The 20,657-nt window shown below is 50.5% G+C and carries 21 protein-coding genes; 17 read left to right on the top strand and 4 right to left on the bottom strand.

Going from position 1 to position 20,657, the window contains the following annotated elements; genetic code table 11:
- Position 1: 1 nt before the first annotated feature.
- On the bottom strand, positions 2-862 hold the full coding sequence (locus NFS35_RS17460; protein WP_251208395.1) for a Uma2 family endonuclease: 861 nt from the start codon (positions 860-862) through the stop codon (positions 2-4).
- A 255-nt stretch (positions 863-1,117) separates the two neighbouring features.
- On the opposite strand from NFS35_RS17460, the gene pepF (NFS35_RS17465) reads away from it, so the two are divergent.
- The 6 genes from pepF (NFS35_RS17465) (at position 1,118) to NFS35_RS17490 (ending at position 8,834) form a co-directional block, all read left to right on the top strand.
- Positions 1,118-2,917: an oligoendopeptidase F gene (pepF, locus tag NFS35_RS17465; RefSeq protein WP_251208396.1), complete on the top strand. Its 1,800-nt coding sequence runs from the start codon at positions 1,118-1,120 to the stop codon at positions 2,915-2,917.
- Between the two features lie 301 nt (positions 2,918-3,218).
- Positions 3,219-4,097, top strand: a complete 879-nt coding sequence (locus NFS35_RS17470; RefSeq protein ID WP_251208397.1) for a DUF4299 domain-containing protein — start codon at positions 3,219-3,221, stop codon at positions 4,095-4,097.
- A gap of 109 nt (positions 4,098-4,206) precedes the next feature.
- Entirely contained in the window at positions 4,207-5,700 is a 1,494-nt protein-coding gene (locus tag NFS35_RS17475) for a hypothetical protein (protein ID WP_251208398.1), read from the top strand.
- A 20-nt stretch (positions 5,701-5,720) separates the two neighbouring features.
- Positions 5,721-5,981: a hypothetical protein gene (locus NFS35_RS17480; RefSeq protein ID WP_251208399.1), complete on the top strand. Its 261-nt coding sequence runs from the start codon at positions 5,721-5,723 to the stop codon at positions 5,979-5,981.
- Positions 5,962-6,309: a hypothetical protein gene (locus tag NFS35_RS17485; RefSeq protein WP_251208400.1), complete on the top strand. Its 348-nt coding sequence runs from the start codon at positions 5,962-5,964 to the stop codon at positions 6,307-6,309. The genes NFS35_RS17480 and NFS35_RS17485 overlap by 20 nt, the downstream gene beginning before the upstream one ends.
- Before the next feature lie 941 nt (positions 6,310-7,250).
- The gene (locus NFS35_RS17490) at positions 7,251-8,834 is read left to right on the top strand and encodes a hypothetical protein (RefSeq protein WP_251208401.1); all 1,584 of its coding nucleotides are present in this window, start codon (positions 7,251-7,253) and stop codon (positions 8,832-8,834) included.
- Positions 8,835-8,917: 83 nt separating this feature from the next.
- On the opposite strand, the gene NFS35_RS17495 is transcribed toward NFS35_RS17490, so the two are convergent.
- The 3 genes from NFS35_RS17495 to NFS35_RS17505 all read right to left on the bottom strand — a co-directional run bounded on the left by NFS35_RS17495 (position 8,918) and on the right by NFS35_RS17505 (position 10,075).
- Entirely contained in the window at positions 8,918-9,082 is a 165-nt protein-coding gene (locus tag NFS35_RS17495; RefSeq protein WP_251208402.1) for a transposon-encoded TnpW family protein, read from the bottom strand.
- A 122-nt stretch (positions 9,083-9,204) separates the two neighbouring features.
- Positions 9,205-9,390, bottom strand: a complete 186-nt coding sequence (locus NFS35_RS17500) for a hypothetical protein (protein WP_172551966.1) — start codon at positions 9,388-9,390, stop codon at positions 9,205-9,207.
- 457 nt (positions 9,391-9,847) lie between these two features.
- Entirely contained in the window at positions 9,848-10,075 is a 228-nt protein-coding gene (locus NFS35_RS17505; protein WP_251208403.1) for a hypothetical protein, read from the bottom strand.
- 410 nt (positions 10,076-10,485) lie between these two features.
- Here NFS35_RS17505 and NFS35_RS17510 point away from each other — a divergent pair, with 410 nt between their 5' ends.
- The 11 genes from NFS35_RS17510 to NFS35_RS17550 all read left to right on the top strand — a co-directional run bounded on the left by NFS35_RS17510 (position 10,486) and on the right by NFS35_RS17550 (position 20,494).
- Positions 10,486-10,866, top strand: coding sequence for an AbrB/MazE/SpoVT family DNA-binding domain-containing protein (locus NFS35_RS17510; RefSeq protein ID WP_251208404.1), 381 nt, complete (start codon positions 10,486-10,488; stop codon positions 10,864-10,866).
- Complete coding sequence (locus NFS35_RS17515; RefSeq protein ID WP_251208405.1) at positions 10,863-11,159, top strand: type II toxin-antitoxin system RelE/ParE family toxin; 297 nt, start codon at positions 10,863-10,865, stop codon at positions 11,157-11,159. The genes NFS35_RS17510 and NFS35_RS17515 overlap by 4 nt, the downstream gene beginning before the upstream one ends.
- Positions 11,160-11,862: 703 nt before the next feature.
- Positions 11,863-13,662 (top strand): oligoendopeptidase F, encoded by a 1,800-nt coding sequence (pepF, locus tag NFS35_RS17520; protein WP_251208406.1) that lies wholly within the window; start codon positions 11,863-11,865, stop codon positions 13,660-13,662.
- A 137-nt stretch (positions 13,663-13,799) separates the two neighbouring features.
- Positions 13,800-14,345 carry a DUF4299 family protein gene (locus NFS35_RS17525; RefSeq protein WP_251208407.1) on the top strand — a complete coding sequence of 182 codons (546 nt, stop codon included), beginning with the start codon at positions 13,800-13,802 and terminating at the stop codon, positions 14,343-14,345.
- A gap of 109 nt (positions 14,346-14,454) precedes the next feature.
- Entirely contained in the window at positions 14,455-16,038 is a 1,584-nt protein-coding gene (locus tag NFS35_RS17530; RefSeq protein ID WP_251208408.1) for a leucine-rich repeat domain-containing protein, read from the top strand.
- Positions 16,039-16,161: 123 nt separating this feature from the next.
- Positions 16,162-16,641 (top strand): SMI1/KNR4 family protein, encoded by a 480-nt coding sequence (locus NFS35_RS17535; protein ID WP_251208409.1) that lies wholly within the window; start codon positions 16,162-16,164, stop codon positions 16,639-16,641.
- 92 nt (positions 16,642-16,733) lie between these two features.
- The gene (locus NFS35_RS29050) at positions 16,734-16,865 is read left to right on the top strand and encodes a hypothetical protein (protein ID WP_275564702.1); all 132 of its coding nucleotides are present in this window, start codon (positions 16,734-16,736) and stop codon (positions 16,863-16,865) included.
- A gap of 244 nt (positions 16,866-17,109) precedes the next feature.
- Complete coding sequence (locus NFS35_RS17540; RefSeq protein WP_251208410.1) at positions 17,110-17,310, top strand: hypothetical protein; 201 nt, start codon at positions 17,110-17,112, stop codon at positions 17,308-17,310.
- A 164-nt stretch (positions 17,311-17,474) separates the two neighbouring features.
- Complete coding sequence (locus NFS35_RS29930) at positions 17,475-17,855, top strand: DUF4241 domain-containing protein (protein WP_408629642.1); 381 nt, start codon at positions 17,475-17,477, stop codon at positions 17,853-17,855.
- 27 nt (positions 17,856-17,882) lie between these two features.
- Positions 17,883-19,172 (top strand): hypothetical protein, encoded by a 1,290-nt coding sequence (locus NFS35_RS17545; protein ID WP_251208411.1) that lies wholly within the window; start codon positions 17,883-17,885, stop codon positions 19,170-19,172.
- A complete protein-coding gene (locus NFS35_RS17550; RefSeq protein ID WP_251208412.1) occupies positions 19,169-20,494 on the top strand; it encodes a hypothetical protein in 1,326 nt (441 codons plus the stop codon). Before NFS35_RS17545 ends, NFS35_RS17550 begins: the two co-directional genes overlap by 4 nt.
- The last annotated feature ends 163 nt before the right edge of the window (positions 20,495-20,657 follow it).

Below are 20,657 nucleotides of genomic sequence, written 5' to 3' on the forward strand. Positions count from 1 at the left end.
TTCATTCCGGCCAATCCTGAATTAGACCGGCAATCTCATCAAGGTCAATCCGCAGCTCGCCGTCATAAAGCGCCAGTCCTGCGGTACCTGTCAGGGGGTGGAAGCAGGGCATATTATCGTGCATGAAGTCGTAGGTGAGGAGCATTTTTTTCTGCGGATCGAGAATCCAGTATTCTTTGACGCCAGCATCGCAGTATTTCTGCAGCTTTTTGGTGCAGTCCTTTCTCCGGGAAGTCTGTGACAGGATTTCCAGGATAAAATCGGGCGCGCCCATGATGCCCCAGCGTTTGATTTTATCCTTATTACATAAGATGACTAAATCCGGCTGTACCATGGTCTTGTCATCGCAGTCCAGGCGGACATCTATGGGGGAGAGCAGAGGGATACAGTCGCCGCCTTTTTTACGGAGAATGGATTTTATGGCAAAAAGCATTTCGCTGGCAATCCTCTGGTGTACGAACCCGGGAGCTTCCATAACATAGATTGTGCCATCGATAAGTTCCACCCGCTGTTCTTTCGGCCAGGCGTAGTAATCTTCCAGGGTATATTCTCCCTGCCGTTTTTCCCCTCCTGCATCATATGCTGCCTCCCGGACGCAGTCCGGCAGGTTTTCCAGGGCGTTATGGTCAAATTGATATGCCATGGGGATATGCCCGTCCTTTGCCGGATCATACCTATTTGGTGCCGCCTGTTCTCCGCCCAGCACCCGTTCAATTGCCTGCCGGGTGGCGTAGCGTGGATGGGCAGTCTCTCCGGTAAAGATTTTCTGCAATGTTCCCAGCGGGACCTGGCTGTATTCTGACAGCTGCGACAGGGTATATCCTTTTTCTGCTTTTAACCGTTTCATCTCTTCCAGCGTCATAGAGGCCTCCTTTTGGCATCTGAAATGGATGGTTTACAGCTATGTTAGCATGAAACAACCCGAAAGTCAACCGAATATCAACCGAATCCAAACCATATCAGCCTTTTATGCCTGATTCCCGGCCTCCTGGCATATTCAGGGGAAGCTGTTCCTGACGGCAAAAGAGCTGTTTTTCCATATGGCTTATTTTACCAAATTATGTTATCCTATAACAGATAGGATGTTTCAGAAAAATCCAATTTGGAGGATATCACCATGGCAAAAACATTACCCGCAAGAGACCAGGTGGCCCCGGAGGACACCTGGGATTTAAGCAAGATGTACGCTGACCGGGAAAGCTGGGAAGCGGACTTAGGTCAGGCCCGGGAGATGGGCAAAAAGCTGGCGGAGCAGGAAGGGCATGTATGCGAAAGCGCCCGGAGCCTTCTTGACACCCTGCGCCAGCAGACGGCCCTGTACCGCAAACTGCACCATCTGGGCGTGTACGTATCCTGTCTCAGCGACCAGGATACAGGAAACGACACCCATCAGGAGATGAACCAGCGCTTCGGCAGCATCACAGCCGGCATTGGGAGCGACATCTCCTTCATCACCCCCGAGATTCTGGAGCTGGAGGCCGCCCGGCTGGAGGACTACTACCGGCAATGCCCCGAGCTGGAGGAGTATCGGATCGATTTGGAGGATACCCTGCGCCTGAAGCCCCATATTTTGTCCAAGGAGATGGAAAAACTGCTGGCCGACGCCTCCGAGATCTGCAGCAATCCCGACCAGACCTACGCCATCTTCAACAACGCGGACCTGACGTTTCCCGAAGTGGAGGATGAAAACGGCGAGATGGTACAGATTAGCCAGGGGCGCTTCGTGCCTTTGGAGGAATCGGCAGACCGCCGGGTTCGCAGGGAGACCTTTGAAAAGTTCTACAGCGTCTACAAACAGTATTCCCACACCCTGGCCAGCATCTACAGCGGCCATGTCAAGCAGCTGATTTTCAACGCCAAGGCCCGCCATTATGAAAATACCCTGGAGGCGGCCGTGAACGGAGTGAACGTCTCCTCCCAGGTGTACCGGAACCTGATTGAAACCGTCAATCAGAACCTGGACAAGATGCACCGCTATGTGCGTCTGCGCAAACGTCTGCTGGGTGTGGACGAACTGCATATGTACGACATCTACACCCCCATTATCGCCGGCGTTTCCAAGGAGATTCCTTTCGCCGAAGCCAAAGAGACGGTCTTGAAGGCCCTGGCTCCTCTGGGAGAGGACTACCTGCAGGTAGTCCGGGAGGGCTTCGCCAACCGCTGGATTGACGTGTACGAGAATAAAGGCAAGCGCAGCGGCGCCTACTCCACCGGATCCTATGAAAGCTATCCCTATATCCTGTTGAACTATACAGGCAATATGGACAATCTGTTCACCCTGATCCATGAGCTGGGCCACTCCATGCACACCTGGCACTCCAACCATGGCCAGCCGCCCATGTACGCCGGTTACCGGATCTTCGTGGCGGAAGTGGCTTCCACCTGCAACGAGATCCTGCTGATGGAATATCTGCTGGCCCACACCACGGACAAGAAAGAACGGGCTTTCCTGCTGAACCATTATCTGGACAGCTTCAAGGGGACCGTGTACCGCCAGACCATGTTCGCGGAATATGAGATGATCACCAACCGAATGGCCGAGGAGGGGCAGAGCCTGACGGCAGAAGCCCTGACGAAGGTCTATTATGACCTGAACAGCAAGTATTATGGGCCGGATATGGTGTCCGATCCGGAGATTGGCGTGGAATGGGCGAGAATCCCTCATTTCTACTACAATTTCTATGTGTACCAGTACGCCACCTCCTTCTCGGCTGCCGTGGCTGTGGCCCACAACATTCTGAAAGAGGGCGCGCCTGCCGTAGAGCGCTACAAGAAATTCCTTTCCGGCGGCTGCTCCATGCCCCCGGTGGAGCTGCTGAAAATCGCCGGCGTGGATCTGACCAGCGCCCAGCCTATCCAGGACGCGCTGGATGTATTCGGACAGGTGATAGAGGAATTGGAAGAACTGACGAAATAGCGATAGATTGTGCTATCCTGACCCGACAACTTTCCGCGGTTGTCGGGTCAAATTTATCGTTGCGCTTTTGGCACAGAGACTTTATGAAGAGTGTATCCTGCACGAAGAGTGCGGGCAGGCAGACCAGAAAGCGGCGTCCCTGACGCTTTTGGAGGTAGGGGATGTGATTGATGTTTGACTACAGCAACGTCCCTGCTTACCTGGCCGGAGTGGCTATCAGGACGGTTTCCGGATCCGCGGCAAATGGGGACAGAAATGCTATACCAAATTTGATGATAAAGAAGACAGGGAGGATTTTATCATGGCATTTACTTTGCAGATCAGACAAAAGAAAGTATTCGGGAAGACGGCCCTTGATATCCCGTCACTGGCCCGTGCATGCGGCCTTAACTACGGTTCCAACAACGATTTCTACATCCTCCAGGAAAACGAGCAGGTTCAGGGAACCGCTGTTTTCTATAATCCGGAACGGATAGGCCGGGGGATATTTTTCGATGGCAGCAAAGCAAAGGAGGGATACTATGAGCTGAGCTACAATATCCCCACGACCGAAGCGGAGATTACGGATTTTGCCAGGCTGGCGGGAGAGATAGAGCGGCGCCTGGGGAAGGCAGAGATGTACTGCGTTGAGGAGGAACGGAGTTTTACCGGCAGGGAGCTGGAGCAATGGGTCGGAAATTTTGCCGCGTTCAGCAGGGAATCGCTGAACCGGTTTTGCGGGAATAAGGAGTTCGCGAGCCATATCCTTACCCTGGCCCGGTGGCCATATACGCTGACCGAGGATAAGGTGGCCGCCTGGGAGACATGTACGGATCTTTCGGATTTCGAGCAGACCCTCCACGGGCTCCAGGCGCTTGATGTCTATTATGCGAAGCCGAGGCTTCTTCAGAAGAATGACACAAAGGAGATAGGGGCCTTTTATGCTTTGACAGAAGAATGCGAGAGCATTTTCCCTGTCCGTGCCGACGGGTTCCTGAATCTGGGCGAACTTAAGATAACGGAAGGGTTTGTCCAGTTCGTGCTTTACAGTGAGCAGCGTGTGATGGAGGGGCTGTTCCCCTATGAGCGCTTTATTGAGGAGCTTGGAAGATATGGCGTCAGGCAGTTTGATGGAGACCATATCCTGATTCCGCCCATGACGAAAGGGGAACTGGAGAGATTAGCCGGGAAGCTGTGCTGAAAGGGAAAGTACATAAGACAGAACATGCCGCCCGGCGGTGCAGCACGGATGATGACGACAACGGCCTGTCCAGGTGCGGCTTAAAAATATATCGGAGGAGGAATGCAATATGGAACTGGAAAAAATCAAAATAGACCCTGCGCTGCTTACCTATGCGGCCCAGGCCCTGGGCAGGGTGCCGGAGAGCCTTTATGACTTCCAGAAGATTAAGAACCTGTCCTGCGGCGGCAGGCCGGTCTTCCAGAAGCTGATAGACCCTTTGAAGGATGCCCTGCCGGAGAGGCTTGAGATTGTAAGGGGGGATTTCAGCATAATCGGAAAGATGTCAAGGCTGAAGAAACTGGCTATCTCTGCCATGCCTGTGAAGGATTTTTCCTTTTTGACCACCTGTACAGCCCTGGAGAGCCTGGAGATTTCAGCCTGCGGCATAATCGACTGCGCTTTCCTGGGGAATCTGTATAGCCTAAAGAGCCTGAGCCTGCTCAACTGCTCCGGGCTGGAGCATATGGAGGAAATCCTGAAGCTTTTCCGCCTGGAAAGGCTTTCCCTGGAGGGCAGCCAGATTTCCGATATTTCCCATGTAGACTGCTTTCTGAACTGCAGAATCAAAGAAGTCCGTCTGCCGGAGCATATCCTGAAAGCAAAGCAGGCAGAGATGGAAAAGCAGGCTGCAGCCGACGCAAAGAAAGCGGCTGCCAGGGCAAAGAGGACGAAGAGAAAGTCCGGCCCGGCTGTGCCCTTTCAACCGGCTGAGCGGAAACAGGACCAGTATCCTTACACGCTGCATGATTTCAACTCCTCGCTGTGGGAAAGCTACAGAGGGGCATACGGAAATATAGAAGACTATATTGTAATCCTGATGGGCGAGAGGGACAAGGCCCCGGAAACCTTTAAGCTGCGCCGCCTGGAAAACGTTCCGAAAACGAATTATGAACTTGCCTTTGACAACCTCTGCGAGAACCTGTGGCACCAGATGAGTTTTTACCCGGCTACCTGGCTGGCGCTGCCGTATCTGGCCAGGCTTATGGAGGGCTGGGAAAGGGAGAAAAATCTGGAATGGATGTTCAAGGGCATCATGGCGGCAGGAAGCTTTCTTGCCACGGACGTATACGGAGACAGGCCGGGCGAGGAAGACATTTATGAGAGCTACCGGAACGCAGGCCTGCAGATTCGCGCCATGGCCATCGATTTCCTGGCAGGGAACCTGGATTATGTCCGGGAGAAGGAAGTCCAATGGAGACGGGAGTTTGCCATTGCCGTCGCAGCGATTCTGGGAGAGCAGAAGCTTGCCTATATGCTTTCCCTTTCCGGTTTTATTTCTTACTATATTGTCTGCCCTGAATGCGAAAACTGCGATGAGGAGATAGAAGTAGGCTACTTTGAGCTCTCGGAGCGGATGAAAAAGGCAAAGGCGCCTTCCGGGAAGTGGGACGGCAGAAGCCTGGAGGATGCAAGGCTGTGGCTGCCCAATCTGTTGAACCTCCTGGAAGACGAGGAGGGAGAAGAGCTCCTGGCCGATTATTTCGGCACCTATGTATGCCCGGAATGCGGGAAGAAGACGCCTGTGCTGACAGGGATGGAAGGGTATTATTTTGGAGAGTAGCTGTAGGAACGAGGACGGAAATGTCCGGCAGTGAAAAAGACATTATTCTTTCCAATAGCATGGCAGATATGATGGGAAGCATGGTCAAAATTTCCGGCGATTTGGGACAGATATCAGGAGACAGTGCAATCAGGAGTAATGTAAATGGTTTGGGAAATAATCTCTATTTTGGGCTTATAACAAAAAATAAGAATGGAGAAGAAAATGTGTATCAATTACAAATGTCTCTGACAGAAACAGAAAATGCCGTTGGAGGGATAGATGAAACTAGAAAAAAGTAAATTGTACGAAATGGTTAGAGCTACCGGGTATATTGAAACTCTTAATTTGAGCAGATCCATGGAAGAAAAAAGCGCGAAAGAGTATAATATAACATTGGTATTAAGCGCATGTCCTTATGAGAAAGACGACTTAAGAGTGGAGCTAAAATTTAATGAGGTTACGGACTTTAAAATAGGTAATATAAACAACTTTTATAAAATTTTTATTGAGGTAAGTGATATGTCAGATTGTCAATTAGAGGGTATAAGATATATTGCTGAGGATGTAGAGCATGGTACCATTTTTGTTCAGTGCAATGAAATACAATATAAATATATAAAAATTTAGAATAGCTGCGGGCAATACCCGGACGCTTTATCAGGCTATGGATGGGCAGGCTGTTGGGCTGTATGACAGCGAAGAATGTACTTTCTGGTTCGTGACAAAGGATGAGGCGGCACAGGAGGGGCTGGAAGCATTATTTGACATTGAAAGCGAGAAGTGACGGTTTATGGATAATTGTGTTTCTGTTAAAAATAGTATATGATTGAGGTGAATATGGTATCTGGGAAAAATAAGCGCAAAATAGTATATGAGGGAACAAGTTATTATTGGTATGTGAGAGTCGATGAGCATGGTCAAGAGTGCATATTATATCTGATGATAAAAAGGTGCATTTAGAATATCGTTTCTCAGATACTGAAGTGCCTGTTACACCACAGAATATTAGAAACCATTTGAAAGAATACCATGCCAATATCTCATAGGAAACACTTTTCTGAAAAGGGAGGGCCGGACAGGAGGCTGGATATGGGAGAACTCAAGTTTGCGGCGAAGATGCCCCGGACAGTTGCGCGCAGCATTTTATACTGCTTAACAGTTGAAATTTCTGAGTAACCTGACTACATAACGCCAGTTACATACGATTGACCAATGCAGTATGGTAAATTCTGGCATTATGTAGTATAACAGATTTTATAAAGAATCATGTGGACAGGGAAAAACGGAAGAAGTACGGACTGATGTGTAATTCCTTTAAACGAAAGCCCAGATGCATTCCTAAGGACAGGATTCAGGATATCCCCATGCTGTAAGACGACAGGGTGTTTTTCTATGATGAGAGGGGCAGGTCCCTCTATGCCGCAAAGATGGCAGACGCTGTTGCCTATATCTCGGAGCTTGAACCATGGGAGCAGGTGGACGCATGCGTCTTTCCCAGAGAGAGGGAATGGGTTCTTAATTTTGCTGTGACAATTTTGAGTCCGCTGAAGCGGACATGGGAGATTAGAATGAAAAATTTTGATAATAAAAAGAAAAAGGTGTGGCGGCTGCTGCCGTTGGGTTTGTGTTTTCTTGCCACGGCATGTGGAACGAAAGCGGATACGGATATAAAAACAGAAATGGGAGAAACGGCAGGGACAAGCCGGGAAGCGGATTCACCTGCAGCGCAAAAGGATGTGGCAGACGCGGCGGATACGGGAAGCAGGCAGGGCGGTACGGATATTATCATGGTCTATACGACGGAGAAGCTGGAGGATTCAGAAGAAGAAATCCCTGCTTTATACACAGATGACCTGTCGCTGCTTGACCATATGGAGCAGGAAGGCAGTGGTTACGCATACCGGGACGGGATGGTATATTACCGGCAGTACCATATAGATTCTTTTGAAGACGGGGCGCTGTGGGCGGACTATGCGCCGACGGCAGGCACGGATAAGGAGATTGTGTGTATCGATGCGGACGGGAAACAGACCGTGCTTTTTTCTGATCAAGGGTATGGAAGTATCTGCCTGGTTGGGGAACGGTTCTATATGACAGAGGCGGTTATGAAACAAAGCGAAAGCGGCGAACGTGTTTATTCCAATATATATTCGGTGGATATGCAGGGGCAAAACCGGATGGAACATGGATTTGGGGAGATTTATGCTGTCGATGTGGACAGGGGTATCCTGATTCTGAAGCAGCAACCGGAAAATACATGGAAAGGAACGTATGCGGCTTTGGACTGCGGGAGCGGCGAGATAGTGCCGCTGGCCTTTGATGCCTGTGAATATCAGACTTTTTGGGACTACCATGACGGGTGGTGCTATTTCGATGTGCATAAGGAAGGTGAAAGCGGTATCTGCCGGGTAGCCGCCATATCGTTAGATGGGGAACAGAAAGAAATTCTGGCATTGACGTCGAATAATGAGACGGAGGAGACTCCAGGCTATACGGAAGAAATCTGCCAGATAGGAACGGACGGGGACAGGATATATATCGTTTATGGAGGGTATGCCGGAACTGGTCACTTTTATCAGGGCGGGCGGATTATTACGACGAAATTGGACGGGTCGGATTATCGGGCGATGGAGTGCGAGGCCGATTCCTTTTATGTCTGCCATGACGGGGGCAGGACGCTGGTGTATGTTCCGCGATTGGTATATGTTCCGGATAATGAAAGCGGGTACGAGGCGACTGTGTGGGATGTGGAAGAAAATCGTGTCTTTCCATCCGATTTCCCGCAGCGGCTGATTTGGGGACAGAAGAGGCATGAGGAAATGCCTTACCGGGAATATATGCCTCCCAGGCCTTTGTGCATAGTGGGAGACGAGGAGAGGAATTTCTATGCCTTGCCGGACGATTCCGGAAAGATTGTGCCGGTCGCGATGGGGGTTGAAAAAAAGGTTGCGATGAGGGGTGGCGGAGAGGTGGACTATATCGATTACAAAAATTTCTATTATGCGGACGGATTCTTGTATTTCGATGTGGAATTCAATATTTATAATGCGGAATATGCTATTGGATGGCGTGACGGGTATGACAGACTGCAGACGGATGTATACCGTTTGAACCTGGAGACGGATGCCATAGAGTTGTTGTATTCGTATTGATGGAACGGATTGTTCCACTGTGACGAAACCCCTTGCCAAAGCAGCATTTTCTATACGCTGCCTGGCAAGGGGAATGACGTGGATTATTTCTGATTTTTTTCAAGGCACTCATTGATAATCAGCTTTTGCACTCTGTCCTTAAAGGTTTTGTCAGTGTCTTTACTGAAATGTACCTTGACGGTGTAAGTGGTGTTCCCCAACTTTCGCTTGAAGCTGTGGGGCTGTTGCCCATTTTTGGTTTCTGTCATACTCTCTGCTCCTTTACATAAAAATAGAGCGCATAGACTGGTTTCTATACGCTCTGACGCTGTGTTGTATTACTTATTCAGTTGTGATTGTGGTAATGGTTGTTTCGACAAACTGGAAGTTATCAATGTAACGGTAAAACTATTTTTCCAGAAAGTATGCAGTAAGTTAATATCACTCCTAAAATGATAAGTACAATGGCACCTACACCAGTAATAATATGAAGTCCTTGTTCTTTCGGCATTTTCTTTGTTTTTAGCAGAAGCAAAATCCCACATATTATAAAAAGTATCGCTATCGAAATAAACATTCTTAATCCTCCTAGGCGATTTGAGCATTTAACAGAATACCACAATCACACCCATATTTCTATTGAATTTTCATTAAATTTCTTCCTCCCTCCGCTTAGTCTTGCTTTGTTGTCTGTTATGCTGTCGGCTCTCATTCTGAAGCTCTCTCTCAAGGCTCTTCTTGTTATAGCCGATTACCTCAGCATAAGCTAATTCTGTGGCGGTCTTGGTCTGCTCCTTGCCGATACTGTTTTGAGTGACTGGCTCTCCTTATAGGTGGCTTGGATTGGCGCATATTTCTGTTCCCTGTCCGCTGTGAATTTCGCAAGGCTCTCAAAGCTGTCTATCTTCCTTGTCGTGATGAATTTCTCCGCACAGTATCATTTTACCTCAAAAACACACACAATTCCATTCAATTTTGCTAAATCTTTCATTTGACTTATTCCGTCTAATCATCATCTGCCTTACCTGTTCCCTCTATTCTTTGCTGACTGTCCTTGGCTTACGGTATCTGGCATATGCTTTGGGAAAGGAATATCTTTTAGATACTTCGTCCTGCCCCATCAGCTTGTATGTATCGGGGAAGTTGGCAACAAGCGTGTCAAGTTTCCTCATGACTGCCTTATCCTTTGTGTAGACAGTGGCGGTCTGTTCTCCTGCATTGTAATTGACAATCGTTTCCTGCTCGTATCGTGAAATTTTCATAATGCCATATCCACCTTTCCTTTGCTGTGGGTTCTATGCTGTTTTCCCCCGGCAACTGTCGGCTGTTTTGCCTTAGCGCTTTTTCTCGCACAGGGCGAAGGCTTCGCTTTTCGTGGTTTTGTGATAGCAGAAGTATGCCATAATCACATATTCCGTATCTCCCGCGTCAAAGGTGAAGCTATAACAGCATAAGTTTCCGAGCCCTGTCCAGCTTTCCAATCAGACCGATTAAAAGAATTCGTAAAATGTCTATTGTTGATACGATTAGCGCACAATAATATTTGGCAGGTGGTTTCAGATAAAAAGGAGGCATCTTGACATATTGGAGGAAATTATATACAATAATCCTGGATACCAAGAAACCAAGAATATTATTTCTTTGAATTGCATACGATAAGGAGGGTATAAAGATGTCGGCAACGATGGTGAAAGGTAGTGCTCCTATGGAAATGAAAAAGGTAAGCATCTCCGCGAAGCGTCAGATAACAATCCCTCAGAAATTTTTCGCTATGTTGGGTTTTGAGACAGAAGCGGAGTGTATGGTGCGTGGGAATGAGCTGGTCATTCGTCCGGCGAAAACAAATACAGGGGGAGAATTTGCCGAGCAGGTACTGGCAGATCTCATTGGGCAGGGATATAGTGGAAATGACCTGCTTGAGAATTTTAAAAAGGCGCAGCGTCAGGTGCGTCCGGCTGTGGAAGCGATGATTTTGGAAGCAGAAAGAGTTGCTGCTTCAGAATCTGAATATGCGTCTTACGAGGATGTTTTTGGCGGGAAGGAGGAAGAATGACAGAGGTACGTTTCCTTCCGCCTGCGGCGAAGTACATAAAGAAGTTGAAAGATAAAAAGCTGAAATTGCTATATCAAGAGGCAGTCCGCAAAATACGGGCAGATTATACGATTGGTGAAGCAAAAACTGGGGATTTATCTGGTGTATATGGATACGATATTTATTATAATAAGACCAATTATGAGCTTGCATATACAGTAGAGTATCAGGAGGATGAGATTATTGTTGTTATCATGGCTGGGACAAGGGAAAATTTTTACAATCAGTTGAAGCAGTATATGAGAAAATCGTAAATAGAGACACCGCTCCACCCTCTAACGCTGTTGGGCTGTATGACAGTGAAGAATGTGCTTTCTGGTTCGTGACAAAGGATGAGGCGGCACAGGAGGGGCTGGAAGCATTATTTGATATTGAAAGCGAGAAGTGACGGTTTATGGATAATTGTGTTTCTGTTAAAAACAGTGGGAACATTTTTCTGAACAGGGAATTTCATTTTTGGGAATATTAGGCTCTGGGACGGGCATCTGCCCTTTTTCCTGTCCCTGGAGGGCGGTTATGCTTATTATGCGTTCTCTTTGGAAGATGGTTCTGTAGTCCATGGCGATGGTCGCTCCATCGGTACTCCTCCCAGCGACAAGTCGTCGCCTTTAAGAAAACAAGAATCTGCTTATTGCCCACATGGGTGCCACGGAAATTTAAATCCGCTAGAGCCGTGACATCTGCGGCTGCGGCGGTATTGCTGGTTCTGTGTCCGTTGACAGGGTGCGGCAGGGAGCGGATGGAGACCCGCAGGGAGATTGAGCGTATCCAAGAAGCCGCGGAGAGCGTGGCAGAGGACAGGGCGGCTGCGCATATCTTTGCCCCCAGTGTGAATCCCCGCTTTGCGCAACAGGCTGCAGATTCGCTGTTCATTTCATATAGCTTATTTTACCAGAGTATGCTATCCTATAACTGATAGACTGTTCCCCAATATTTTATAGAAGAGAGAACTTTGCCATGGCAAAAACATTACCCGCAAGAGACCAGGTGGCCCCGGAGGACACCTGGGATTTAAGCAAGATGTACGCTGACCGGGAAAGCTGGGAAGCGGACTTAGGTCAGGCCCGGGAGATGGGCAAAAAGCTGGCGGATCAGGAAGGACATGTATGCGAAAGCGCCCAGAGCCTCCTTGACACCCTGCGCCAGCAGACGGCCCTGTACCGCAAGCTGCACCATCTGGGCGTGTACGTATCCTGCCTCAGCGACCAGGATACAGGAAACGACACCCACCAGGAGATGAACCAGCGCTTCGGCAGTATCACAGCCGGCATTGGGAGCGACATCTCCTTCATCACCCCCGAGATTCTGGAGCTGGAGGCCGCCCGGCTGGAGGACTACTACCGGCAATGCCCCGAGCTGGAGGAGTATCGGATCGATTTGGAGGATACCCTGCGCCTGAAGCCCCATATTTTGTCCAAGGAGATGGAAAAACTGCTGGCCGACGCCTCCGAGATCTGCAGCAATCCTGACCAGACCTACGCCATCTTCAACAACGCGGACCTGACGTTTCCCGAAGTGGAAGATGAAAACGGCGAGATGGTGCAGATCAGCCAGGGGCGCTTCGTGCCTTTGGAGGAATCGGCAGACCGCCGGGTTCGCAGGGAGACCTTTGAAAAGTTCTACAGCGTCTACAAACAGTATTCCCACACTCTGGCCAGCATCTACAGCGGCCATGTCAAGCAGCTGATTTTCAACGCCAGGGCCCGCCATTATGAAAATACCCTGGAGGCGGCCGTGAACGGAGTGAACGTCTCCTCCCAGGTGTACCGGAACCTGATTGAAACCGTCAATCAGAACCTGGACAAGATGCACCGATATGTGCGTCTGCGCAAACGTCTGCTGGGTGTGGACGAACTGCATATGTACGACATCTACACCCCCATTATCGCCGGCGTTTCCAAGGAGATTCCTTTCGCCGAAGCCAAAGAGACGGTCCTGAAGGCCCTGGCTCCCCTGGGAGAGGACTACCTGCAGGTAGTCCGGGAGGGCTTCGCCAACCGCTGGATTGACGTGTACGAGAATAAAGGCAAGCGCAGCGGCGCCTACTCCACCGGATCCTATGACAGCTATCCCTATATCCTGTTGAACTATACAGGCAATATGGACAATCTGTTCACCCTGATCCATGAGCTGGGCCACTCCATGCACACCTGGCACTCCAACCATGGCCAGCCGCCCATGTACGCCGGTTACCGGATCTTCGTGGCGGAAGTGGCTTCCACCTGCAACGAGATCCTGCTGATGGAATATCTGCTGGCCCACACCATGGACAAGAAGGAACGGGCTTTCCTGCTGAATCATTATCTGGACAGCTTCAAGGGGACCGTGTACCGCCAGACCATGTTCGCGGAATATGAGATGATTACCAACCGGATGGCCGAGGAGGGGCAGAGCCTGACGGCAGAAGCCCTGACGAAGGTCTATTATGACCTGAACAGCAAGTATTATGGGCCGGATATGGTGTCCGATCCGGAGATTGGCGTGGAATGGGCGAGAATCCCTCATTTCTACTACAATTTCTATGTGTACCAGTACGCCACCTCCTTCTCGGCTGCCGTGGCCGTGGCCCACAACATTCTGAAAGAGGGCGCGCCTGCCGTAGAGCGCTACAAGAAGTTCCTTTCCGGCGGCAGCTCCATGCCCCCGGTGGAGCTGCTGAAAATCGCCGGCGTGGACCTGACCAGCGCCCAGCCTATCCAGGACGCGCTGGATGTATTCGGACAGGTGATAGAGGAATTGGAAGAACTGACGAAATAGCGATAGATTGTGTTATCCTGACCCGACAACTTTCCGCGGTTGTCGGGTCAAATTTATCGTTGCGCTTTTGGCGGCGGCAAGGAAGGCGCTGCTGCCGGTGTAGGAATCCATCGAGACAGAGGAGCGGGAGGATATCTATGCCGCCATGCAGAGACTTTATGAAGAGTGTATCCTGCACGAATTTTGCCGCGTTCAGCAGGGAATCGCTGAACCGGTTTTGCGGGAATAAGGAGTTCGCGAGCCATATCCTTACCCTGGCCCGGTGGCCATATACGCTGACGGAGGATAAGGTGGCCGCCTGGGAGACATGTACGGATCTTTCGGATTTCGAGCAGACCCTCCACGGGCTCCAGGCGCTTGATGTCTATTATGCGAAGCCGAGGCTTCTTCAGAAGAATGACACAAAGGAGATAGGGGCCTTTTATGCTTTGACAGAAGAATGCGAGAGCATTTTCCCTGTCCGTGCCGACGGGTTCCTGAATCTGGGCGAACTTAAGATAACGGAAGGGTTTGTCCAGTTCGTGCTTTACAGTGAGCAGCGTGTGATGGAGGGGCTGTTCCCCTATGAGCGCTTTATTGAGGAGCTTGGAAGATATGGCGTCAGGCAGTTTGATGGAGACCATATCCTGATTCCGCCCATGACGAAAGGGGAACTGGAGAGATTAGCCGGGAAGCTGTGCTGAAAGGGAGAGTACATAAGACAGAACATGCCGCCCGGCGGTGCAGCACGGATGATGACGACAACGGCCTGTCCAGGCGCGGCTTAAAAATATATCGGAGGAGGAATGCAATATGGAACTGGAAAAAATCAAAATAGACCCTGCGCTGCTTACCTATGCGGCCCAGGCCCTGGGCAGGGTGCCGGAGAGCCTTTATGACTTCCAGAAGATTAAGAGCCTGTCCTGCGGCGGCAGGCCGGTCTTCCAGAAGCTGATAGACCCTTTGAAGGATGCCCTGCCGGAGAGGCTTGAGATTGTAAGGGGGGATTTCAGCATAATCGGAAAGATGTCAAGGCTGAAGAAACTGGCTATCTCTGCCATGCCTGTGAAGGATTTTTCCTTTTTGACCACCTGTACAGCCCTGGAGAGCCTGGAGATTTCAGCCTGCGGCATAATCGACTGCGCTTTCCTGGGGAATCTGTATAGCCTAAAGAGCCTGAGCCTGCTCAACTGCTCCGGGCTGGAGCATATGGAGGAAATCCTGAAGCTTTTCCGCCTGGAAAGGCTTTCCCTGGAGGGCAGCCAGATTTCCAATGCGGACTGCTTCATAAACTGCAGAATCAAGGAAGTCCTTCTGCCGGAACATATCCGGAAGGCAGAGCAGGCAAAGCAGGCTGCGCAGGCAAAACGGGCGGAACTGGAAAAGCAGGCAGAGCAGGCAAAGCGGGCGGAACGGCAACAGCAGGCAGAGTGGCAACAGCAGGCGGATATGGAAAAGCAGGCTGCGGCCAGCTTTTGGAAAAAGGCTTTCAGAAAAAAGAGAACCAGGAGAAAGCTGGGGCCTGCCGTACCCTTTCAACCGGCAGAGAGGAAGCAGGACCAGTATCCTTATGTGCTGCATGATTTCAACTCTCCCCTGTGGGAAAGCTACAGAGGGGCATACGGAAATATAGAAGACTATCTTGTAATCCTGATAGGCGAGAGGGACAAGGCTCCGGAAACCTTTAAGCTGCGCCGCCTGGAAAACGTGCCTAAAACAAACTATGAACTTGCCTTTGACAATCTCTGCGAGAACCTGTGGCACCAGATGAGCTTTTATCCGGCTACCTGGCTGGCACTGCCCTATCTGGCCAGGCTCATGGAGGGATGGGAAAGGGAAAAGGATTTGAAATGGGTGTTCCGGGGCATCATGGCAGCGGGAAGCTTTCTGGCCACGGATGTATACGGGGACAGGCCGGACGAGGAGGACATCTATGAAAGTTACCGGAACGCAGGCTTGCGGATTCGCGCCGTGACCATTGATTTCCTGGCGGGGAACCTGGACTGTGTCCGGGAGAAGGCGGTTCAGCGGAGATGGGAGTTTGCCATGGCTGTCACGGCGATTCTCGGGGAACAGAAGCTTGCCTATATGCTTTCCCTTTCCGGATTTAATTCATACTATATTGTCTGTCCTGAATGCGAAAACTGCGATGAGGACATGGAAGTGGGCTACTTTGAACTCTCGGAGCGGATGAAAAGGGCAAAGGCGCCTTCGGGGAAGTGGGACGGCCGAAGCCTGGAGGATGTAAGGCTGTGGCTGCCCAATCTGCTGAACCTTCTGGAGGACGAGGAAGGAGAAGAGCTCCTGGCCTATTATTTCGGCACCTATGTATGCCCGGAATGCGGGAAGAAGACGTCCGTGCTGACAGGGATGGAAGGGTATTATTTTGGAGAGTAGCCTAAAGCAATGGGGCCACGGAAATCGTTAAAAGATTTTTGGAAGAGCCTTTCACAGAGAGACGGAATGGGTTCTTGCCGTTACTCATGAGGATGTGCTGCTGTTTCTGGAGGAGACTGTAAAATGACAGATAAATTTTTAGCTTATTTGGAAAATCGGGGCTGGATGGCAGAGGCGGATGAAAAGCAGGAACTCTGCCTGTCTGAGCCAATGAAAAGCAGATATACCGGCTATCCGGAAAGCTGGGTGAGATTTATCACTATCGTAAAAAGCATGGTGCGCAAAGACGAGCGCGCCTGGTTCTTATGTGCGGAAGATTATGATATACAGGGAGACAAGGCCTGGCAGTGGAATGAGTGGGAACTGCTCAGCCTGGAAGCGGCAGGGGACGACGCCGGATGGAAAGAGGAAATCCGGCAGTTCTGGGACAGGCATCTGCCCTTTTTCCTGTCCCTGGACAGCGGGTATGCTTATTATGCGTTCTCCATGGAAGACGGTTCCGTTGTCTATGGCGCAGAGCCGGAATTTGAGGAATGTGAGACGGTTGCCGATTCCTTTGAGGATTTCATGGAAAAAGTGATGAGCGGCGGGATTCACATATAAAAAGATTGGGAAGGCGAAACCGTATGGAAGAAAATCAATGACGGCGGAGGAATACAGGGCATGAACTGCAGACATTCAGTGACCTGGCTAAGATGAAATATCTGGACAGCAGAAAGCGAAACTTCTCGTCCGCGAAGAAGATTGAGGATGTGCGTCTCCCTTCCTGGCTGGTGGTAAAGGACAATGACTTTTCCCTGATTGGGGAAATGACGAAGCTCCAGTAGCTGTCTCTTCATGATGTGGCGATAGAGGATTGCTCTTTTCTGGCAAAATGCGTGAAGCTGAGTGTGCTGGACCTACAGGATACCAGCTTTTTGGATTGTCAGCTCTGAAGAAGGTCATCCTGCCTGCTTACAGCCGACTGAAATATACGAAGGTGCTGGAGCAGTTGAACTATACGATTAGAAAAATATATGGATTTTTTTGATATATCCATGTATAATAAAAGAAAATAGGTGGAAGCGTTTTATGGAAAATATTGAAGGCTATCTGAATGATTTATATTATGAGGACAGGCCAATGCGGCTTGTTGTTCCGGATTTACTTCAAAAGGCAGATGAGCAGGAATTAGAACAAAGCAGAAAGAAAAATCGGGAAATGATAATGGCAATCAGAAAAAGGCAAAGGGAAATGGCGCTCTACAAAGTGCCTGAGTTGCTGGATGATTAGAGCGTATAGTGTTTGTTGATAATTAATCCGTTTCAGTATTGGCAAAAGAGGGTTGCAGAGGCAATCTTTTTTTGATTTTTTAAAGGTGAGGAAAACATTTCACAAGAGGAGTTGTTGGGAGTTTAGGCTGTCCGCTATTAGACTGCCATGCCAAAGGGAAAGAAGTGTCTTTACCTTTTTCGGCGTGGATACAGGACTTGCCTGTATTGCGGACGGGAAGGCCTCGGAGGAGAACAGACTTTTTTGAGAAATGGACAAGGAAAAATCCGGGCAAATACAAGTATACGGATTATTTCACTGCCCTTTTCCGGAAAAGTTATGGAGCGAATCCGGAATTCCAGAACCGGGGCAGGAGCTTTCTGGAGTGGGAACTGCCGGGAAATGGATTGAAGACAGCGCTGTTTTCCAATGGCATGGGAATGGCGTCTACAGCGGCTACTGGGGGCTGGATTCAGAAGAGGAGACTGCTTGTCTGGTGGCGATTTTCATTCAGGAGACCATGGAACATTTGGTCTCCATTCGTCCAGAGTGTTTGTTCGGATTAAGATGTTTCGGCGGAGGAAGTGGAGCGGATGAGAAAGGCAAAGGCGCTTTCCGGGAAACGGAAGCAGAAGCCTGGAGGATGCAGAACTGTGGCTGCGGCGGTATTGCTGGTTCTGTCCCTGCTGACCGGCTGCAGCAGGGAGCGGATGGAGACCCGCAGGGAGATTGAGCGTATCCTGGAAGCCGCAGAGAGCGTGGCAGAGGACAGGGCGGCTGCGCATATCCTGGAAAAATATGGGATAGAGGCAGCAGCGGAAGGGTACTGGACCCAGGCATATAATGACTTCTTTGCTCCCAGTGTGAATCCTAACGTGGTGGTTTTCATGGAACACGGAGACAGGAAATTCTGCGTGGGCATTGATGTGGATGACGAGTCTGTCTTGTGGGATAATTACCAGAGGGAGGAAATAGATGCAGCGTTGCAAGGGTATCTGACAGAAAACTATGGACTTCCCCCGGCCTACAGGGCGGAGACGGTGTTCCGCCTGGAAGATGCCCCGAACTACAGTGTGGCCACGCCTGCGGAATGGCGGGAAAAGGGATATGACCACGCGAATATGGTGGATTTCTGTTTCGAGGGACAGTCTGCGGAAGAGCTGCTTGCCCGGATGGAATATCTGGAATTCCATGATTCCTGGCTGTCCATGGAGCAGTCCCTCGAGGCGGTTGTCTTCGATGAAAAGGACTGGCCCATATGTGAGGGCGGCTATATAGAATGGAACCTGCGCCTGTACGCTTCGCCGGAAGCGGAGTTCGTGGATTTGAGTGAGAAATACCCTGATATCGGCGGATTCCCCTATTTCCGGGAGTGGAGGCGGACCTGTCTAAGGGATAAGGGGGCAGAGGGGCAGGAAATGTCCGATGGATTCTTCGCGTTCCGGTCCCTGGAGTCAGAGGGAATCACCATCACTTCACGGCTTCCCTATGAGATAGAGGATATCATTGAAATCAGTGAGGGAGAGGCACAGTGGGAGGTAAGCCGGGGAGAAGGCCGCACTGAGGCATATCGGCTGGTTTCCCGCATATTTGAGGTGACGGAAAACGCTGCTGACAGCAATTATGCCACGGCAATCCATGTGCCTGCAGAGTTCGCCGCCCGATATGAGGGACCGCTGTACATACTCCGCCGCAAAATGGAAGAAGGGCATTCCGCAGAAACGGGGAAAGCGGAGGTTGTAAAACAGATCTCTTCCCAGGAAGAGCTGGACGCCATTCCCGGGGATGAGTCCCGTAGGGACTATAAGATATATTCCAACGGGACATACGGCATGAGCGCGGGCTATCAGTACGCTGTAGCGGAAAAAATCGGGGAGGAATGAGAAAGAAGATGGGCTTTCAGGATGAGATGAAACAGATGTTCCTGCGTGTTGCGGCGGGAGAAGTAGAACCGAAGGAATGGGAAAAATGGTGGAACAGCAATAAGGCCAGGCTGGAAGAGAACCTGACCCGTGGAGACCGGGGAAGGATGATGCCGGCTTTATGGAATGCAGACTATTACTGGATGGCAAAGACCCAGAGCGGCGTTGCCTACTATTTCCATGCCCAGGGACGTCCGGTAAAGACTTCCGGTTATTATGAGGAAAAAGCCAGGGAAGAGGAGGACCGTGACAGACAAAAGAGCATGGAAACATACCACAGGAATACGGCTTTTGCCAGGCGGCCGTGGGAGGGATATCTGGAGGGACATCCGGCAGAAGCCGTGGTTTTTGACTGGAAGAGCCTGCTGGGGACGCCGCCCGGACAGAAACCGGCGAAGGTTTATGACTATAAACACGCAAGAACAACGGAACAGTGGAAAGAGTGCGGGGAGGAACTGAAACTGCGCTTAAAGGAGAACCTGCAGGCAAAGATTGCCCCTGCCGCAAAGGCATACGGCATGAAAAAAGCAGGTCCCAAAACCTTTGTATGGGAAAAGAACGGACTGGTATCCCGGATCCAGTTTATCGGTTATTTCAGAGGCGGCGGATATGAGGCCATGAGCTGTTACCTCTGTCCTGTCTATGCGATTGAGTATGGCATCCTGGGCCTGCCGGGCCATATCAGCCAGGGGGATTATTTCCAAAAGATGGATAACGGGTGGGGCGTGATTCAGTACGGTTTGGAAGCTGTGGACGCGGCCATGGTGGAAAGCATCAACAGAAAATTTGACGACATATTGACTTACCTGGCAGACGGCGTGCTGCCGGAATGGCAGAAGATTGACAGCCTGGAGACCTATTTTGCAAAGGAGCGCCGGGATTATCTGAAAGCCACGGAGAAAGGGCCGTGGGACCCAAAAACCGCCAGGCCCATGTGGAATCTGGATACAGAGGGAAGGCCGGATCCCTGGAGGGCGGACGACTATCTGTTTGGCGTATGGAACCTGCTTTCGGGAAAGGAAGAGGAAGGATATGCACGTCTTGCATCCTGTGTGCGGTTTAACTCCGGATATGTGGAGGAACGTCTGAAGGAGCGCCCGGAAGCGTATAATGACACCAGGGACCCTATGGCGGTGATGTACCGCAATGCGCAGCTCTTTATCAGGACAAGGGAGACCGCGGACGCAGAGAACCGTAGGAAGGCAATCAGGGAAACTTATGAGGATGTCTGCCGGTTCATGCGGTATTACCACGGTCTGGACAAAAAGACAAGAAGGGATTGACGGGCCCCGGCTTTACATGATTACTGCGGCCGGGAAGTGGGGGCTGTACCAGGGGAGCGACAGGAACAGGTACCTATCCTGCCATATGGCGGACCTGCTGCATGGGTATGGGGCGCCGCTGATTTTTGGAGGCATCTGGCGGGGACCGGAATACAGGCCGGAA

The organism is Acetatifactor aquisgranensis, assembly GCF_943193215.1.
Classification (GTDB): domain Bacteria; phylum Bacillota; class Clostridia; order Lachnospirales; family Lachnospiraceae; genus Acetatifactor; species Acetatifactor aquisgranensis.

Bases quoted from the DNA above. Each gene is read 5' to 3' on its own strand.
- NFS35_RS17460 (WP_251208395.1), bottom strand. From the start codon at position 862: ATGACGCTGGAAGAGATGAAACGGTTAAAAGCAGAAAAAGGATATACC.
- pepF (WP_251208396.1), top strand. From the start codon at position 1,118: ATGGCAAAAACATTACCCGCAAGAGACCAGGTGGCCCCGGAGGACACC.
- NFS35_RS17470 (WP_251208397.1), top strand. From the start codon at position 3,219: ATGGCATTTACTTTGCAGATCAGACAAAAGAAAGTATTCGGGAAGACG.
- NFS35_RS17475 (WP_251208398.1), top strand. From the start codon at position 4,207: ATGGAACTGGAAAAAATCAAAATAGACCCTGCGCTGCTTACCTATGCG.
- NFS35_RS17480 (WP_251208399.1), top strand. From the start codon at position 5,721: ATGTCCGGCAGTGAAAAAGACATTATTCTTTCCAATAGCATGGCAGAT.
- NFS35_RS17485 (WP_251208400.1), top strand. From the start codon at position 5,962: ATGAAACTAGAAAAAAGTAAATTGTACGAAATGGTTAGAGCTACCGGG.
- NFS35_RS17490 (WP_251208401.1), top strand. From the start codon at position 7,251: ATGAAAAATTTTGATAATAAAAAGAAAAAGGTGTGGCGGCTGCTGCCG.
- NFS35_RS17495 (WP_251208402.1), bottom strand. From the start codon at position 9,082: ATGACAGAAACCAAAAATGGGCAACAGCCCCACAGCTTCAAGCGAAAG.
- NFS35_RS17500 (WP_172551966.1), bottom strand. From the start codon at position 9,390: ATGTTTATTTCGATAGCGATACTTTTTATAATATGTGGGATTTTGCTT.
- NFS35_RS17505 (WP_251208403.1), bottom strand. From the start codon at position 10,075: ATGAAAATTTCACGATACGAGCAGGAAACGATTGTCAATTACAATGCA.
- NFS35_RS17510 (WP_251208404.1), top strand. From the start codon at position 10,486: ATGTCGGCAACGATGGTGAAAGGTAGTGCTCCTATGGAAATGAAAAAG.
- NFS35_RS17515 (WP_251208405.1), top strand. From the start codon at position 10,863: ATGACAGAGGTACGTTTCCTTCCGCCTGCGGCGAAGTACATAAAGAAG.
- pepF (WP_251208406.1), top strand. From the start codon at position 11,863: ATGGCAAAAACATTACCCGCAAGAGACCAGGTGGCCCCGGAGGACACC.
- NFS35_RS17525 (WP_251208407.1), top strand. From the start codon at position 13,800: ATGCCGCCATGCAGAGACTTTATGAAGAGTGTATCCTGCACGAATTTT.
- NFS35_RS17530 (WP_251208408.1), top strand. From the start codon at position 14,455: ATGGAACTGGAAAAAATCAAAATAGACCCTGCGCTGCTTACCTATGCG.
- NFS35_RS17535 (WP_251208409.1), top strand. From the start codon at position 16,162: ATGACAGATAAATTTTTAGCTTATTTGGAAAATCGGGGCTGGATGGCA.
- NFS35_RS29050 (WP_275564702.1), top strand. From the start codon at position 16,734: ATGAAATATCTGGACAGCAGAAAGCGAAACTTCTCGTCCGCGAAGAAG.
- NFS35_RS17540 (WP_251208410.1), top strand. From the start codon at position 17,110: ATGGAAAATATTGAAGGCTATCTGAATGATTTATATTATGAGGACAGG.
- NFS35_RS17545 (WP_251208411.1), top strand. From the start codon at position 17,883: ATGAGAAAGGCAAAGGCGCTTTCCGGGAAACGGAAGCAGAAGCCTGGA.
- NFS35_RS17550 (WP_251208412.1), top strand. From the start codon at position 19,169: ATGAGAAAGAAGATGGGCTTTCAGGATGAGATGAAACAGATGTTCCTG.